Source organism: Bacillus sp. FJAT-27986, assembly GCF_001685035.1.
Taxonomy (GTDB): Bacteria; Bacillota; Bacilli; order Bacillales; family Pradoshiaceae; genus Pradoshia.
In genome coordinates this window covers 125,232-141,701 of sequence record NZ_MAYV01000014.1, presented here as the reverse complement: position 1 = coordinate 141,701, position 16,470 = coordinate 125,232, and the positions used below count along the sequence as shown (strand labels likewise).

Sequence of the window (16,470 nt, the reverse complement as noted above, 5' to 3'; positions counted from 1 at the left end):
TTAGATATAATAGTCCTATAATTTGCAAATATCTATAAATAAACTAAAATTACTATAATTAATTCAAATTTATGAAACAATATTGTCACAAAAGCTGCGCAAACGAATTGTCATTCATTTGCAAATCAGTTGACAAAAAGAATAGCTTGATTTTAATAAATCAAGCTGAAGAGGAAGATCAAGATTAATATTTTACCAACTTGTAGCCTTTTATTTTGCAGATATGATTCATAGCCTGATTAAACGTAGCAAATGTTTCATTCTTTATTTTTGTTCCCTGGTTTACGATTTGGCGGACAAGAGTAGTGGACAGGCCTGTATATATAGCTTCTGTACCCAATAAAGCAAGGGATTGAGAGATGACCTCCAGCTCTGCCACAATATATTCGTCATCCAGTGAAGTTACGCTAGTAAAATCAATCACCATATAGGAAGCCTGTTTATCAGAGCTTTCATATAAAGCCTTCTCTTTGATCTTATGAAGACGATCTTCAGACAAAAATCCAGTAATGGGCATTAAAAGTACATCATCCAGAATTGTTTTGATGATAGGAGCATACATTTCTTCCATCATCGAATGCCCTTTATGTATTTCTTCTTCATAATCGGTTACATCCTTCCAAGTGAGCATATAACCTGTTAAACCATTGTTGAATGTAAAGGGACTTATTGCAATCTTAGCTGTGTATTTATTGAAAAATATAATTCTGCTGGTATTGGGGAAGGAATCGTTTTCGAGTATTGTCCTCTTGCAGTTCCCCCCTTGATCAAATTCTGCTATGTTTCTCCCGATATATTCTTCCTTACTTGATAAACCGGTAAAAGGACTTAGACATTGAATTAATTTGTCAGCGTAACGATTGATAAATATGATGGTTAATTGATCATCACAAATAAAAATATTTTCTCCTACTGCATTTAATAATTGATAAGTCTCCTCTGATTGAAAATATCCCATAACCTGTCTCCTTATTTTCTTCGTGCTGTATTAACTCTCATTATACGGAATAATATTGGATTTATATATTAAAAAGGGTAACCAATCAAGAGGTTCAAGAGGATGAGTAGATAGCATATGGGAGACAGTACTATTATTGAGGAAAATATATATCCAACTGGTAATAAAAGTTGTATACTGAAAATTGTGAAAAGACAGGAGGTTTTTGAATGAATTACTCTCTAACATGGAATTTGGATAACATATTTCCAAATGGCTCTGAGTCACCTGAATTACTATCAAAATTAGCTGAAATCAAAGAGCTGTTAAATACATACAAAGGGGAAGTAAAAGCTTGGCAGGCTCCTTCAGACGTTAGCGGTACCAAAGAGATTGTTTCTATATTAAAACAAACAGAGGTACTGCAAAAAGCAATCTATCAGGTATCGGCATTTCTTGAATGTGCTACTGCCCAAAATGTCCATGATACAAAGGCGGATCAATTAAATGGAGAAGTATACACATTAATAAGTGAATTCGAAACAGTTTTTACAGGATTTACAATTAAACTTGTCCAAATAAATGATGCTGTCTGGCAAGAAATCATCGAACAACCAGAAATTAGTGAAATAGCTTTCTATATTAATGAGCAAAGGGAACATGGTAAGGAACAATTATCGGAAGCTGAAGAAGCACTCATTAATGCATTGCGCGTAGATGGATATGTCGGGTGGAGTACCCATTACGATTCACTTGTAAAAATGATTGAGATTCCTTATACAAATGAAGATGGCGAGACTGTTCATTTATCAGCTGGCCAAGCTTTTAATAAGATGCACGACGATCCTAATCCAGAAGTCCGAGCGGAAATTTTCAAGAAATGGGAAAAAGCCTGGGGAGAAAAAGCCCCTTTGTTTGCTGACACGATTAATCATTTAGGCGGCTTCCGTTTGGCCAATTATAAAATGCATGGTGTTGAAGATTTTATGAAAGAGCCATTGCAGTATAACCGAATGAAGAAAGAAACATTGGATGTAATGTGGGATGTCATTGCAAAAAATAAGCAGCCTTTTGTAGAGTTTCTTAACCGTAAGGCAAAGCTTTTAGGTAAAGAGAAATTGAGCTGGGTAGATGTTGATGCACCGATCGTAACAACGGAACCGATGCATTACACATTTGATGAGGGAGCAAAGTTTATCATCGATAATTTTGCTAAATTCGGTGATGAATTGCCTAAATTTGCCCAGGAAGCATTTGAAAAGGCGTGGATTGAAGCAGAGGACCGTACTGGCAAGCGTCCTGGAGGATTCTGTACTAGCTTTCCTGAAACAAATGAATCACGTATCTTTATGACCTATTCAGGCTCACCAAGCGGTGTAGCAACGCTTGCTCATGAACTAGGTCATGCTTTCCACAGCCATGTATTAAATGATAAGCCATTCTTTAATACAGATTACGCGATGAATGTCGCTGAAACAGCATCTACATTTGCTGAACAAATTTGCTCTGATGCCAGTGTCCGTGCTGCTGTATCGGATGCAGAAAAAATCACATTGCTCGATAACAAAATACTAAATGCAATTGCTATGTTCATGAACATTCATGCCCGTTTTATTTTTGAAAAAAATTATTATACAGAACGCAAAAATGGATTGGTTTCCGTTGAGCGCTTGAACGAAATGATGGCATCTGCACAAAAAGAGGCATATCAAAATTCTCTGAGTGAATATCATCCAACCTTCTGGGCAAGTAAATTGCATTTCTATATTGCAGAAGTGCCATTTTATAATTTCCCGTACACGTTTGGATATTTGTTTAGCTTAGGGATTTATCACTTATCTTTAAAAGAAGGTAAGTCATTTGAAAAGAAATATATTGCATTATTGCAGGATACAGCTGCTATGACAACAGAGGAGCTTGCGATGAAACATTTAGGTGTAGACCTAACGAAACCAGATTTCTGGCAGGCTGGTGTGGATCTTGCAATTGCTGATGTAAATGAATTCCTTGAATTAACGAAATAAAGGGAGAAATTCCTTTTGTGTGGCATTGTCATTCTTTAGAGGGTGGCAATGCTTTTTGACTTTGATAGATCATTCAAGCATGTAAAGAGTAAACTATAGGATAGATGGTTGAAAAGGGGATTAGATATTAAATGGTTATACGTTCATCAAGAATTGAGGACTACGAACAATTAATAGAACTTGAAAATTTGATTTGGAATTATACAAATACACCGATGCCGATTGTTTGGGAATCAGTAGCCGATTATGCTCAGCATTTTCCGCCGGGAAGCATGTTTGTCGCAATTGAGGACGGGAGAGTTGCGGGCTATATGTCTGTTAAATATCCTACTCCACTGGAGAGCAATTGTCATGTATGGGAAATGGCGATTGGTGTCCATCCTGACTTTCAGGGAAAGAGTATAGGCAGTAAATTACTGCAGTTTTTAGATGAAGAGGGGAAGAAGCGTGGGATTCGAAAAATTTCTTTAAGAGTATTGTCCACAAATACACCAGCTATTTCTTTCTATAAGAGGAATGGCTATATTGAGCAAGGGGTATTAAAGGGAGAATTTTTTCTGAATGGTCAGTATGTGGACGATATACTAATGTATAAAGAACTCGTTGATTAAGAAGGAGAGGTTGTTTGAGTGATTAAAATAGAGCTCGGCACCGAAGGAGATCAAGTGTTTATCCGGGAACATTTAATTGATTTTAATCGCCAAAAACTGCCGGAGCATAATAATACAGCTTATGGGAAAGTCACCTATGTGGTAAAGGACGACCACAATCATATACAGGGCGGAATCGCAGCTCATTACAGCTGGGGAAGAATGCAGATTGATTTCCTGTGGATTGACGATCAATTGCGACAAAAAGGAGTAGGGAAAGAGCTTCTGGCAAGAGTTGAAAACTATGCAATAGAAAAAGGATGTACACTTCTGATGTTGGATACATTCAGCTTTCAAGCGCCAGACTTCTATAAGAAAAACGGATTTTCCGTATTTGGAGTGATTGAAAATCATCCAGAAGGACATCATCAATATTTTTTACAAAAAAGAATCAGAAGTGTTAATTCATCTAATTGATTATTAAATTCTACTACCAAAATATTACTATATTACAGTGGATGCGGTTAAAATCATGTGTTTTTATATGGAACAAATCGAAAAAAATGGATTAAAAGAGCCATTCAGTGGAAATTCTTAAAAGAATAGCTCTACATAATTTAGTTTGTAGCAAATTTAACTCTTAACTGCTGAATAAGCTGTAAATCACTCATTTCACACCATTGTTCGGCAATTTTACCATTCTCGATTCGAAATATGATGATACCCGTTTCTTTAACCTGTTGATTTTCAGAAGGAATATCCAGTAATCCGCCTTTATAAATGCTATATCCGCTATAGCATGCAACGATTTTATCCCCTTCTTCAATCGTGTCATGAACAGTCCATTCGCGCTCAAAAAAGAGGTGTAATACCAGGATAGCCAATTTTTAAAGTGCTCGATACCGACATAGCCCTCGTCATTTCCCTGAGAATGAGTAACCATATCCGCTGATGCAATATCTTTTAAAATATCTGTATTCCCGTCCGTAAATACATCCCGAAACCATACTTTAACGATTTCTTTTTTATCAACGCTTCGCAAAGTAAACACCTCCATTTTATCTCATTATACAAATTCGAAACGTCGCCAAAAAAACTGTATTTCTTTTCAAAATAAAAGCTGTAATATTGGAATACAGAGAAGTGGCTCACTTTTTTTGATTACTATTTTCTTATATATAGCTTGTTGATTGTTGTTCAATCAGTCATACAGTATTTTGTATGAACTGGCTAATAATACCGGTATAAATAGAAAACTTAGGATATTAAAATAGTTAGGTTGAATACTAAGCGTAGAGGATGAGGATGATGATTAGCAGTAAATTAGGATTTGGAAGGAGATTCCAAATTTCTATAATCCTGATTATGGTGGTAATCGTACTCTTTTCGGTAATGACCATCCAGAATTTAAATAGCTCCCGTGAGGACTTATTAGAAATTGTAGAAAATCGATATAAAAAAGTGAATTATACTTATGAGATAGAAAAGAACGTCAGTTCATCAAAAATGTTGGTTGGGAGTATTGCGAATGATCTATCAGGAGTAACATCAGCTACTATACAAGATAAACTTGCTGAAAATCATGTCAAGATTGAAGAACATTTTGCAAAAATCCATGGTATGACACTAAATGAGGAAGCTAGGGAAATATTAATGGATTGCGCATCCCTATATCGTATATACAAAGAAAACGAACGAATAATCATAATGGAACTAATACAAGACAATGAGTACGTTAGTAAAAATTGGAAGAAAATAGAGGAATCAAGTTCTAAGCTAACAGAGTCAATAGAAGAGTTTATTAGCTATCAAGAGGAGATGATGGAGGGCGCATTTAAACGGGCAAGTGAAAAGTACAATCATTTGTGTCAGGTTGTTTTCTTGTTAACAATAACTTCCTGCGGGTTAATTGGGTTAATTGGATACTGGGTTATTCGTTCAACAACAAAGGACTTAAAACAAATAACAACTGTATTGAAAGAAATTGATTTAAATGATCCATCGACCCTCCACAGGCTTGAAGTAAAAACGGATGATGAAATAGGTCTGATTGCTGAAGCTTTTAATAATATGTCCGTGTCTTTAGAAATCTACAATAAAAATGAGAAAGCGTATTTGAAAGATATCAAGATACAGAACTGGGTGCTATCAAAAATTAATGAAATAACAAGCTTAACACAAAGTGTCTTTGATATAAATGAATTTGCAAAACGTCTTCAAGGGAAGCTTGCACCATTAGTAGGTGCTTCGATTGGGGCGCTCTATTTGAGGGGTCAAGCTGATGAAACATGTTTTTATCGTGCAGCTTCCTATGGTGATGGTGGAAAAGATCATTTTAAGTTGGGTGAAGGAATCATTGGACAGGCAGCTGTTGATCAACAAATAGTCCTGTTAGAAGATATCCCGGAAGATTACCAATTACTTTCAACAGGCTTGTTTGAGACAAAACCTAAAGCGTTTTTGGTTGTCCCGATTATTTATGAAAACATCACGATTGGGGTTCTTGAATTTGCAAGTATAACAGGCTTTTCAGATATACAATACCAAGCCATTCAGCAGGTGAATGAATCTCTCGGTTTGGCTATACACAGTGTTCTAAATAGAATGGAAATTGAATGTTTGCTAAATGAGTCAAAAGCAATGACTGAAGAATTGCAGGTTCAGACTGAAGAGCTTCATTCACAGTCAGAAGAATTAATGACGATTAATGAACTTCTGGAAGAACGTGAGCAAGAAGCTATACAAAAAACGAAGGAACTTGAACAGTCCCAGGAAGAATTAAGAATTAAAAATGAACAATTGCAGCTAAGCTCAAATTATAAATCCGAATTTCTGGCGAATATTAGCCATGAACTTCGTACTCCTTTAAATAGTATTTTAATTCTTGCAGAGATGTTAATAGACATAGATAGTGATTGTTTTTCAGCAGAGGAAAAAGAGTATATTGAATATATTTATTCGGCTGCAGACAGTTTAACATCTTTAATTAACGATATACTTGACCTTTCAAAAATAGAAGCTGGAAAGTCTGAAATCACATATAGCAAAATGAACATCAGTGAGTTGGTTGAAACCTTAAATATATTTTCGCCACAAGCCGAAAGAAAACAACTTGGTTTCACCATTGAAATAGATGAGAATCTACCTTCCTATTTCTATACAGATGTACAAAAAATTCAGCAGATCGTAAAAAACTTACTATCAAATGCTATTAAGTTCACAGAACGAGGAAAAGTGTCTGTGAAGGTGGAAAAAATAATCCATACATGTGATGAAAAAGATAACCATAATACCACTCAAACTGACGAGTGGATAAAAATTGTTGTCATGGATACAGGTATAGGAATCCATAAAGATAAGCAACAAACCATTTTTGAGGCCTTTCAACAGGGAGACGGATCTACTGTACAAAAATATGGTGGAACAGGCTTAGGTTTATCAATCTGCAAAAAATTATCCTATTTGCTTAACGGTCATATATTTGTTGAAAGTGAAGTAGGGAAAGGTAGTACGTTTACTCTTTATATACCGTATCTACAGAATCAGGAAAATATTAATGTAAATCAAGGGGATCAATATCATCAGATGATAGCAGAAGTGGCTGCGGCTAAAGAACCAAATGATATCCAATTGGACATACATCATGGAAAAAGAGTGCTTATTACAGATGATGATCAGCGTAACATATACTCACTAAAAGCAATTCTTGAAAAAAAGAAAATGGAAGTCTTAGTAGCTCATAATGGAATCGAATGCTTGGAGATTCTAAAAAAGGATTGCCAGATTGATATGATCCTGATGGATATTATGATGCCTGAATTGAACGGATATGAGACGATGAAACGTATCCGTCAGAATTCAGAGTTTGCATCACTACCGATTATTGCCTTAACAGCAAAAGGAATGAAGGGCGATCGTGAAAAATGCTTAGCGGCTGGTGCATCAGACTATATCAGTAAACCAATTAACCTGGAGCAATTAATATCCGTGATGAGAGTATGGATGAATTAAAAGGAAAATAGATAAGGATTCATTTCAAAAAGTTAATGTTTTTGCCGCTCAATTGGAGTCAATTTGAGCGGCTTTTTTTATGGAAGGACAGAAAAGAAATCTTCTGTAATATAGGTTTATTCTCTACTAGTAGTAGGTTCATTCAGTAGACTTGGAGTCAAATCATTGATTGTTAATTTGTGCTTCTATGGCACTAATTCCTCTTTGAAGGATTTTAATTTTCTAATCTATTTTAGTTCTTTATCATAAATCACAAGCATAGAGGGAATGGTTGTTTTCCTGCTTCACGAATAATATTTTTAACAATTAGGAGGGTTTTAAGCTCTCTTTCTTGAACATAAGTAGTCAAATCGTTTTATAGTTTAAAGGGGGATCGGTATGAATGAGATTGTTGATTACTATAGTGAATTTGATGAGTGGGGCAGATTAGACAGGGAACCAATTGAGTTTCAGGTGAATTGGCATTATATTAAAAAATATTTAACTCCATCAGGTACTGTTTTGGACAATGGAGCAGGCCCAGGGAAATATTCGCTTAAGCTGGCTGAAGAGGGGTATCGCGTTACCCTGTCGGATCTGACACCGAGCTTGGTTGATATTGCTGAAGATAAAGCGCGGGAATTGGGACTGTTTGCCCAATTTGATGGGTTTTATAACATAGATGCAAGAGACCTGTCTGCAATAGAAGATGAACAATTCGATGCTTCATTAATGCTAGGGCCACTATACCATTTGCAGCAGGAAGAGGATCGATTGATGGCGGTAAAAGAATTATATCGTGTAACCAAGAAAAACGGCCTTGTTTTCATAGCATTTATGCCAAGAGTAAAGCACATGTTAAATTCACTCATCTGTCCTGAACATTGGCGGCCAAACAACACGGTGGATGCCATTCGACAGTTTACCGAAACCGGCTGTTTTAATCATGCAGATAGTGGGAGATTTACGGGTGCATACTATTATCGTGTAGAAGATATAGATCCATTTATGAAATCAAGTGGATTTGAAAAAGTAGCTTTAATAGGATCTAATATAGGTTCTATGGTTACAAATCATCAGTGGAATTATTGGAGAGAGAAGGGTGAAGGCGAAATGGGAAAAATAGTAGACCTGTTGATTGAGTATGCAAAGGAACCATCTCTGCTCGGTACATCATCACATTTACTTTATATTGGTCTGAAAAAATGAAGAATAGAGCTGCCAACTAGTGTGACAGCTCTATCCTTATATCATCTCGATTAGATAAATGTAGTAATATCTTCTACAGGTAAGCGTACGGTTTTAAAGTAATGATCTCCCTCTGCTTTACCAATTGCGATTAATACTAATGGAATATATCTTTCGTCCACATTGAAATTTTTAGCAAAAGCAGTTTTATCGAAGCCGCCCATCGTAATGGTATCCAGCCCACGATTTTTCGCTATCAGCATTAATTGCATGGAAACAAGACCGGCATCAAAGCTTGCCATATTAGCTCTTGTTTCTAAAGGTGCACCCGGATAGACCCGTTTAACATCATTCACGAGCCTTTGTCTATTTTCTTCGTCAACATAGCCTGCTTCAAACATCATATCGTAGATTTGATCTGCTTTTTTATACATTTCAGTATCCCCAAGGACAGCAATAACAGCAGATGCATTTTCAGCCACCTTTGCATTGTTACCATATAAGGCAAGATCTTTCTTTCTATCCTCATCTTTAACTACGATGAAGCTCCAAGCCTGCATATTGCTAGAAGATGGAGCTAAAGTAGCTTCCTCAAGGATGCTTTTTAATTCTTCTTCGGAAATTTTAAAAGAAGCATCATACTGTCTGATCGAATGACGTTCCTTAATAATCGTTGATAAATCTTTATGTACATTTGACAAAGTAAATCCCCCACAGTTCCATAAATAAAGTTATTATTATATGCTTTGCTTATTTTTAGTAAGTAACAAGTAAATTGTAATGTTGCAACTTACATTTGTCAACTCAATCGCCAGTTAGGAACGCAAACGATATGGATTGTGAAAAAACATGAAGAAAACTAACTTTTTTTTAGGCAACTCCGTATATCTATATTTGAATAAGTGAACATCAATCTACCATTTTGCTATATGGTCTTCAATACAGCCAAGCATTTGCTTGATTGTCAGGATAGTGCTGTCCGGTAAGCGTATTTCTCCGTTATAATAGCCTACCATTTGATGTACTTCTGATTTCACTATAATAGCATCAGTCTTGGCGATCCGTTCATATAGAGGTGTAAAGGTGAGCCTTACACAATCAGTCGCCAAAGAGTCAATCTTCCATGGCTGCATGAAATCATGTTTATTATAGTGAAATTTCATATCTTCACTGATTTTTGTCAGCCGTCCATTAACTAATACTGCATTTTCATTAAAGCCTGTCCCATCAGTCCATTGTCCGCCAAAATTTAGACCAATTACATCATTTCCTTGTTTACCAGATGCCATTCCCCAATTCCAGGTACAGTTTCTTGGCCAGATACCTCGTCCGTAATCTAAGCTGGCATAGCTTTCATCAGGAGTAAATTGATAGGTTTTAGACCCAATAGTCAGCGTCCCTTTAGTAGGAAGACAGTGCATTTTCGTTGTTAATTGAAATGTTTGATCACTCCAGGGTATGACAACACTCAACGAATCCGTTTCAGGATAGCTAATTTCAAAGTTTGCCAGCAACGGTTTTTCGTTAAAATTAGGAATCTCTACGTTCAGCTGAAAACGATTATTTTCCCATAATATAGCGATGTCCATTTGTTTGGAGGTGAGTTTAGTACTCGCCAATACATCATTAGGGAGCGCTTTATTACTTTTAAAAGGAAATAAGGCTGTTTTCTCAAAAAATGTCTTGGTGTTTAAATCGAGATAATAAACAAAGCAAACCATTGCGAAATCTAAATGGCTGATTGTAGCCGAAAAAAGAACATCTTTATTTGTTATACACCAATAGTTCCATTTCTTTTTACGAAGAAAGCGTCCAGTGACATTTCCGCTGATAAGAGGCTTTCTCGACCAGCCTATGCTATCAGGTATTAAATTACCTTTTTCATCGCATAAATGAACTGGTTCTATTATTTCTCTTTCATTATATATATGACTCATCCTTAACAACCTTTCTATTAGAATTACTATTTGTAGCACAGATCTATTATTAATTTATCATTAGAGGGAAGGTGAGTCTATTGGTGAAAAAACAGCGAGCGGGTAATAGAACCCGCTCGCTGAATCTTAATTAGCGTATAATCGCTTATAACTATCAAAATGTTTTTTATAATAGCTGTTGTTTGTACTAGTAATACGTACTCCGCTGTTATCAGCATGAATAAATTCATTATTTCCTAGATAGATGCCTAAATGGGAGATTCCTTTCTTATATGTACCGGAAAAGAAAATGAGATCTCCAGGCTGAGGAGAACTTACATAATAGGAACGATTAAAGAAACCTTCAGCCGTGTATCTTGGCATAGAATGTCCCGCTTTATTAAAGACATAATAAAGAAAACCGCTGCAATCGAACCCAGATGGTGTTGTTCCTCCCCACACATATTTTGTGCCGATCAAGCTTTTACTGATGGAAATCAGATTAGATGTAAAAGCTGAGTTTCCTATTGTTTCCTGAGCGGAAGAAGACCCGCTTGAAGGTTCGGAAACAGAAGGCAAATCACTTGCTGCCTTTGAAATTTTCAGCTTTTGCCCCACATAAATCACATCAGATTTTAACCCATTCATCGATTTGATTTGTGAAACGGTCAAGGAATAGGTTTTAGCAATCTTACTTAGCGTATCCCCCGACTTAACTGTATAGGTCGTTGAAGTAGCAGTACTGCCGGAAGAGCTTGAAGAGCTGCTTGACCCTGTAGTAGTAGAAGGCTTAGACACCTTTAACACTTGGTTAGGGTAAATAATTGTACTGGATAGGTTATTCCAGCTCTTAAGTTGACTGACCGTAATTGAATGCTTGTTGGCAATTTTACTTAACGTATCGCCAGATTTCACCGTATAAGTAGTAGCGGATGAACTACTGCTGGAAGAACTTGTAGAACTTGAACTGCTAGATCCAGTAGTAGTTGAAGACTTAGTCACCTTTAACGTTTGATTCGGATAAATAACTGTACTCGATAGGTTGTTCCAGCTCATAAGCTGACTGACCGTAGTTGAATATTTACGGGCGATTTTACTTAATGTGTCTCCTGACTTTACCGTATATGTCTGATTGGTAGACACTGATGTACTTCCGGAAGAAGAATGATTGGTGCTTGATGAGGATCCGGAAGCACCTTCGGCCACTTTAATAATTTGACCAGGGTAAATGAGATCATTCTTTAAATCATTCCAGCTCTTTAGTTTACTTACAGTCGTAGAGTGCTTAGCAGCTATTGCTGATAAAGTATCTCCTGATTTAATGGTGTAAGTTTTAGAACTGATAGAACGTTCGGTAATACCGGATGATGATGTACTGCTAGATACTGTGATGACTTGGTTTGGATAAATAATGTCACCTGTCAAATCATTCAACTTCTTTAAATTCGAAACCGTTGTTTTGAATTTTGAGGCAATAAAAGAAAGTGTATCCCCCTTTTTAACTGTATATGTCGATGCTGCAGAGGCTTCTTGAGCAAAAGCAGTCGACATGATTGCAGCTGTAGTGAGGGTCACAACTTTTATATGCTTCATTTTAATCAACTCCTTTACTAGCTATTTGATAAAAATACAATATCGTTATTATATTAGCATAGTAAAATTTTAGATTAAAGTTATAAGTGTTAATTTTCGTTGTTGTAAGAATATGAGATTAATAAAATTTAGAAATAAAACTTACTATTTTTTATTTTTTTAGAATAATTAACAATGGGAGGGATTTAATACCTGAGTAGGGGTGAGTGAATATTCTGGTTGCAAACGTACAAATTTAGGGAAGTGTAAATTTTATGATAGTGAACCAATAGGCAGTTATATACCTATACGAAGAATTAAGCTCAGCCGTCAACAAAGAAATTAGATATTATATGCGGATATCTGTGCATATAAAAAAAGAATGACCAGAAACAAGGTCATTCTTTCTTTTTTGCTTACGCAACATCCTTAATAGTTGCATTCTTTTTCCAGAAACCTAAAAGAACAGCTGTTACAAGTGAACCGATTAGGATGGCTAGAAGGTACATGTAGCGATTATCAATTAACCAGAATACAAAGAGTCCGCCGTGTGGGGCGGGAGTCGAACAGCCAAATGCTGCAGATAAGGCTCCAGCCGTAGCAGCACCGATTACAGAACTGACGATAACTCGAATCGGATCTGCTGCTGCAAAGGGTATTGCTCCTTCCGTGATGAAGGATGCGCCCATAATATAGTTTGTAAGACCAGACTTACGTTCCGAGTCAGTATATTTCTGTTTAAAGAGCGTAGTGGATAGTGCGATGCCAAGAGGTGGTACCATCCCTCCAGCCATAACAGCTGCATGGGGTACACCATTTCCGGCAGCAATTGCTGCTATACCAAATGTGAAAGCAGCCTTATTGATAGGACCTCCCATATCAACAGCCATCATACCGCCAACGATTAAACCAAGGAACACTGCGTTTGTACCGCTTAAGTTTTCAAGCCAATTAGTCAGCCCTTTATTCATGGCCACAACCGGGTCATTAATGATGAATATCATAATTAGACCGGTGATTAATAGGCCAAATAAAGGATATAGCAATACGGGTTTTATACCTTCCAAAGAAGCTGGCAGCCAATTGAAAGCTTTTTTCACACCAAGAGTCACATACCCTGCAAGGAAACCAGCGATTAATCCACCAAGGAAGCCTGCGCCGGCCGTTGCAGCCAATAATCCGCCGACCATACCGGGCATGAAACCTGGGCGATCTGCAATCGAGCTGGCAATGAAACCGGCAAGTACGGGTACTAATAAGAAGAACGCACCCTTGTCTCCGCCGCCAATGGTGTTGAGTGCTGCAGCAAATTCATTGTAGCCCGGTGTCGTTGGATCCGTAGGTTTAATTCCGCCAAATAAGAAGGAAAGGGCAATTAAGAGACCGCCGCCGACAACAAATGGAAGCATATTACTTACACCGCTCATGAGGTGTTTATATATTTGAGAGCCTATCCCTTTTTTCTCCTGATTCCCGCTATCTTGATTAGTGGATCCGCCTTTGGCTTCATAAATTGGGGCATCCTGTTTTAAAGCACGGTTAATTAGTTCTTCTGGCTTACGGATTCCCTGTGCTACTGGAACTTGAATCACATGTTTGCCATTGAAACGATTCATTTCAACGTTTTTGTCTGCAGCAACAATGATTGCACTTGCTTTTTGAATATCTTCAGCAGTGAGAGGGTTTTTGATTCCGGTGGAACCATTTGTTTCTACTTTAATATTTACATTCATTTCTTTCGCTTTTGCTTTTAAGGCATCCGCTGCCATATAGGTGTGCGCAATTCCAGTTGGACAGGCAGTGACGGCTAACACATAACCTTCTTCATTTGCCTCTGCAGTATCCGGAGCAGGCTGATCTTTTGAATCTTCATTTTCAAGCTCATTCTGTTTGGCATCAATAATAGAGAGGATTTCATCCTCTGAGGCAGCTTTCAAAATGGCCTGACGGAAATCATCATACATTAACATAGATGACAGCTTGGATAAGGTATCAAGATGAGTATCGTTTGCTCCGTCAGGCGCAGCTATCATAAAGAACAGGCGAGCGGGCTGCCCATCCAATGATTCATAATCAATTCCGTTAATGGAACGACCGAAACATAGGGCCGCTTCTTTAACAGCTGCCGATTTAGCATGGGGGATTGCAATCCCTTCACCGATACCGGTTGTACTTTGCTCTTCACGTTTCATGATTGCTTCATGATATCCTTTACGATCTTTCAGTTTGCCTGCTTGATCTAGTTTGCTGACAAGTTCATCAATAACTTCTTTTTTGTTACTGGATGAAAGATTCAGGATAATAGTATCTTTCTTTAACAGGTCTGTGATTCTCATGGTTTCACTTCCTTATAGTTTTTGAATTTCAACTTGCGGGAGAAGAGCTTCGATATGTTCTTTTTCGGCAAGGTCGTAGTTGAATGCTGTTGCACTTCCAGAGGCAACTCCATATTGAAATGCTTTTTGTATATCCTTCGTTTGGTCCCACTTCCCGATAAATCCAGCTACTAAAGAATCGCCTGCGCCAGTAGAGTTTTTTACATCACCTTTTGGAATCGTAGCTGTATAAACTCCATCACGATTAATAAGTAAAGCTCCATCGCCTGCCATAGAAACAATCACGTTTTTAGCACCTTGCTCAACAAGAATGCTACCGTACTGAATGGCCTCCTTGGTTGTTTCTATTTTCGTATCGAATAGTTCTCCAAGTTCATGATGATTTGGTTTCACAAGAAAAGGATGTTCTTTTACAACATCGAGTAAGGTTTTTCCGCTTGCATCTACTACTACCTGTATGCCTTGTGCTGCATATTCCCTTGTTAACTGCTGATACAAATCTGGTGAAATGGAAGGAGGGATGCTGCCTGACAAAACAAGAATATCCTCTTTGGTCATGTTTGAAAGCTTTTGACGGAGTTCATCCATTTTTTCGGCGCTTATGTATGGCCCTAATCCATTGATTTCAGTTTCTTGCCCAGTTTTTAGCTTTATATTGATTCGGGAATCTTCATCAACATCGATAAAATCTTCAGGTACGCTCTCTTTTCTTAAAGCATCGAGAATGAATCTACCCGGAAATCCACCGCTGAAACCAAGTGCAGTTGTTTTTGAACCGATTCGGGAGAGGATACGTGAAACATTTATTCCTTTTCCTCCTGGATATTTAGCTTCTTTACTCATTCGATTTAAGCCACCAAGTTGAAAATGATCAACCTCTACGATGAAATCCACCGATGGATTTAGTGTTACGGTATAGATCATGATTTCACTACCTTTATTTTTGTATTCATCTTATACTTAGCCAATTTGGCTGAATCCATCCCGCTGGTAATTATGGTTGCTTGATTCAATTCAGCCACTCTGGCAAACGATGTTTCATCAAATTTACTGAAATCGGCTAATATAAAAGCTTCTTTCGATAAATCGATGGCTGATCTTTTTAATATAGCTTCCTCTGGGTCAGGTGTACTGAAGCCCCAATCTGGATGAATGCCGTTTATTCCTAGAAAAACTTTATCAAACCGGTAGTTGTTAATATTATTGATAGCCTGACTGCCAATTATTGCATTTGTAGATTTCTTAATGCGGCCACCAATTAAATACGTAATAATATTGCTTTCCTGAAGTGCAGCTGCCTGCATAATCCCATTTGTGACAACGGTAATGGGCTTATTTTGAATGAATGGAATCATAGCAAGGGTTGTAGTACCGGCATCAAGATAAATACAATCACCATCATCAATAATACTCGCCGCTTCTTTGGCGATTGCTTCTTTTTCGCTTGTTCTGGAAGTGGATTTCTCCAGAATCGTTGGTTCAATGCTGCGTTTTTTCACAAGTTCAGCTCCGCCATGTACTCTCTTTAAAATAGACATGTCTTCCAATTGGCTTAAGTCTCTGCGAATTGTGGATTCTGATGTATGTAATTCTTTTACTAGCTCCTGTATTTTGATGAAGCCATTTTGGTTGATTTTTTCGATGATATATTGCTGTCTTTCTGAAGTCAGCAATCCAGTCACCTCCCTACCGTTTAAATATAATTTGTTTATAAATAAAAATCAATCAAATTCATTCAAAATCAATCAAAAAGATTCATGAAGTTTTTAAAAACTATCATAGGGTTAATTCTTTATAGCACCTGAGATGGTTTTTAGATAAAATCCAATATTTAATAAGATGGGTTTAGTATAATCAAATAGAAGAATTTATATTTTGGGGTAACAAAATTGTCTATATCACAATAAAGAGGGTAAC

13 protein-coding genes are annotated in these 16,470 nt (G+C 37.1%); 5 read left to right on the top strand and 8 right to left on the bottom strand.

Translation table 11 applies throughout. The features are described 5' to 3' along the window. Nucleotides 1-184 precede the first annotated feature (184 nt). Nucleotides 185-958, bottom strand: a complete 774-nt coding sequence (locus A8L44_RS09380; RefSeq protein WP_066104727.1) for a hypothetical protein — start codon at nucleotides 956-958, stop codon at nucleotides 185-187. A gap of 209 nt (nucleotides 959-1,167) precedes the next feature. Between A8L44_RS09380 and A8L44_RS09375 the strand changes: the two genes are divergently transcribed. The 3 genes from A8L44_RS09375 (at nucleotide 1,168) to A8L44_RS09365 (ending at nucleotide 4,028) form a co-directional block, all read left to right on the top strand. Continuing rightward, nucleotides 1,168-2,961, top strand: a complete 1,794-nt coding sequence (locus A8L44_RS09375; protein WP_066104724.1) for a M3 family oligoendopeptidase — start codon at nucleotides 1,168-1,170, stop codon at nucleotides 2,959-2,961. 131 nt (nucleotides 2,962-3,092) lie between these two features. After that, nucleotides 3,093-3,572: a GNAT family N-acetyltransferase gene (locus tag A8L44_RS09370; RefSeq protein ID WP_066104721.1), complete on the top strand. Its 480-nt coding sequence runs from the start codon at nucleotides 3,093-3,095 to the stop codon at nucleotides 3,570-3,572. 18 nt (nucleotides 3,573-3,590) lie between these two features. Beyond that, nucleotides 3,591-4,028, top strand: coding sequence for a GNAT family N-acetyltransferase (locus A8L44_RS09365; RefSeq protein WP_077248058.1), 438 nt, complete (start codon nucleotides 3,591-3,593; stop codon nucleotides 4,026-4,028). Nucleotides 4,029-4,168: 140 nt separating this feature from the next. Here the strand turns inward: A8L44_RS09365 and A8L44_RS19480 are convergent, their stop codons facing one another. Beyond that, nucleotides 4,169-4,435, bottom strand: a complete 267-nt coding sequence (locus A8L44_RS19480; protein ID WP_077248057.1) for an ester cyclase — start codon at nucleotides 4,433-4,435, stop codon at nucleotides 4,169-4,171. A 424-nt stretch (nucleotides 4,436-4,859) separates the two neighbouring features. On the opposite strand from A8L44_RS19480, the gene A8L44_RS09355 reads away from it, so the two are divergent. Further along, a complete protein-coding gene (locus tag A8L44_RS09355) occupies nucleotides 4,860-7,562 on the top strand; it encodes an ATP-binding protein (protein WP_066104715.1) in 2,703 nt (900 codons plus the stop codon). A gap of 378 nt (nucleotides 7,563-7,940) precedes the next feature. Then, nucleotides 7,941-8,750 (top strand): class I SAM-dependent methyltransferase, encoded by an 810-nt coding sequence (locus tag A8L44_RS09350; protein WP_066104713.1) that lies wholly within the window; start codon nucleotides 7,941-7,943, stop codon nucleotides 8,748-8,750. Nucleotides 8,751-8,800: 50 nt separating this feature from the next. Here the strand turns inward: A8L44_RS09350 and A8L44_RS09345 are convergent, their stop codons facing one another. The 6 genes from A8L44_RS09345 to A8L44_RS09320 all read right to left on the bottom strand — a co-directional run bounded on the left by A8L44_RS09345 (nucleotide 8,801) and on the right by A8L44_RS09320 (nucleotide 16,226). Next, entirely contained in the window at nucleotides 8,801-9,430 is a 630-nt protein-coding gene (locus A8L44_RS09345; RefSeq protein ID WP_066104710.1) for a nitroreductase family protein, read from the bottom strand. A 213-nt stretch (nucleotides 9,431-9,643) separates the two neighbouring features. Further along, nucleotides 9,644-10,666, bottom strand: a complete 1,023-nt coding sequence (locus A8L44_RS09340) for a DUF2804 domain-containing protein (RefSeq protein WP_066104707.1) — start codon at nucleotides 10,664-10,666, stop codon at nucleotides 9,644-9,646. A gap of 126 nt (nucleotides 10,667-10,792) precedes the next feature. Continuing rightward, nucleotides 10,793-12,238 carry a peptidoglycan endopeptidase gene (locus tag A8L44_RS09335; protein ID WP_066104705.1) on the bottom strand — a complete coding sequence of 482 codons (1,446 nt, stop codon included), beginning with the start codon at nucleotides 12,236-12,238 and terminating at the stop codon, nucleotides 10,793-10,795. Between the two features lie 395 nt (nucleotides 12,239-12,633). Further along, nucleotides 12,634-14,553 (bottom strand): PTS fructose transporter subunit IIABC, encoded by a 1,920-nt coding sequence (locus tag A8L44_RS09330; RefSeq protein ID WP_066104704.1) that lies wholly within the window; start codon nucleotides 14,551-14,553, stop codon nucleotides 12,634-12,636. 12 nt (nucleotides 14,554-14,565) lie between these two features. Continuing rightward, nucleotides 14,566-15,477: a 1-phosphofructokinase gene (gene pfkB / locus A8L44_RS09325; protein ID WP_066104700.1), complete on the bottom strand. Its 912-nt coding sequence runs from the start codon at nucleotides 15,475-15,477 to the stop codon at nucleotides 14,566-14,568. Then, entirely contained in the window at nucleotides 15,474-16,226 is a 753-nt protein-coding gene (locus A8L44_RS09320; RefSeq protein ID WP_066104698.1) for a DeoR/GlpR family DNA-binding transcription regulator, read from the bottom strand. Before A8L44_RS09320 ends, pfkB begins: the two co-directional genes overlap by 4 nt. Between the last annotated feature and the right edge of the window lie 244 nt (nucleotides 16,227-16,470).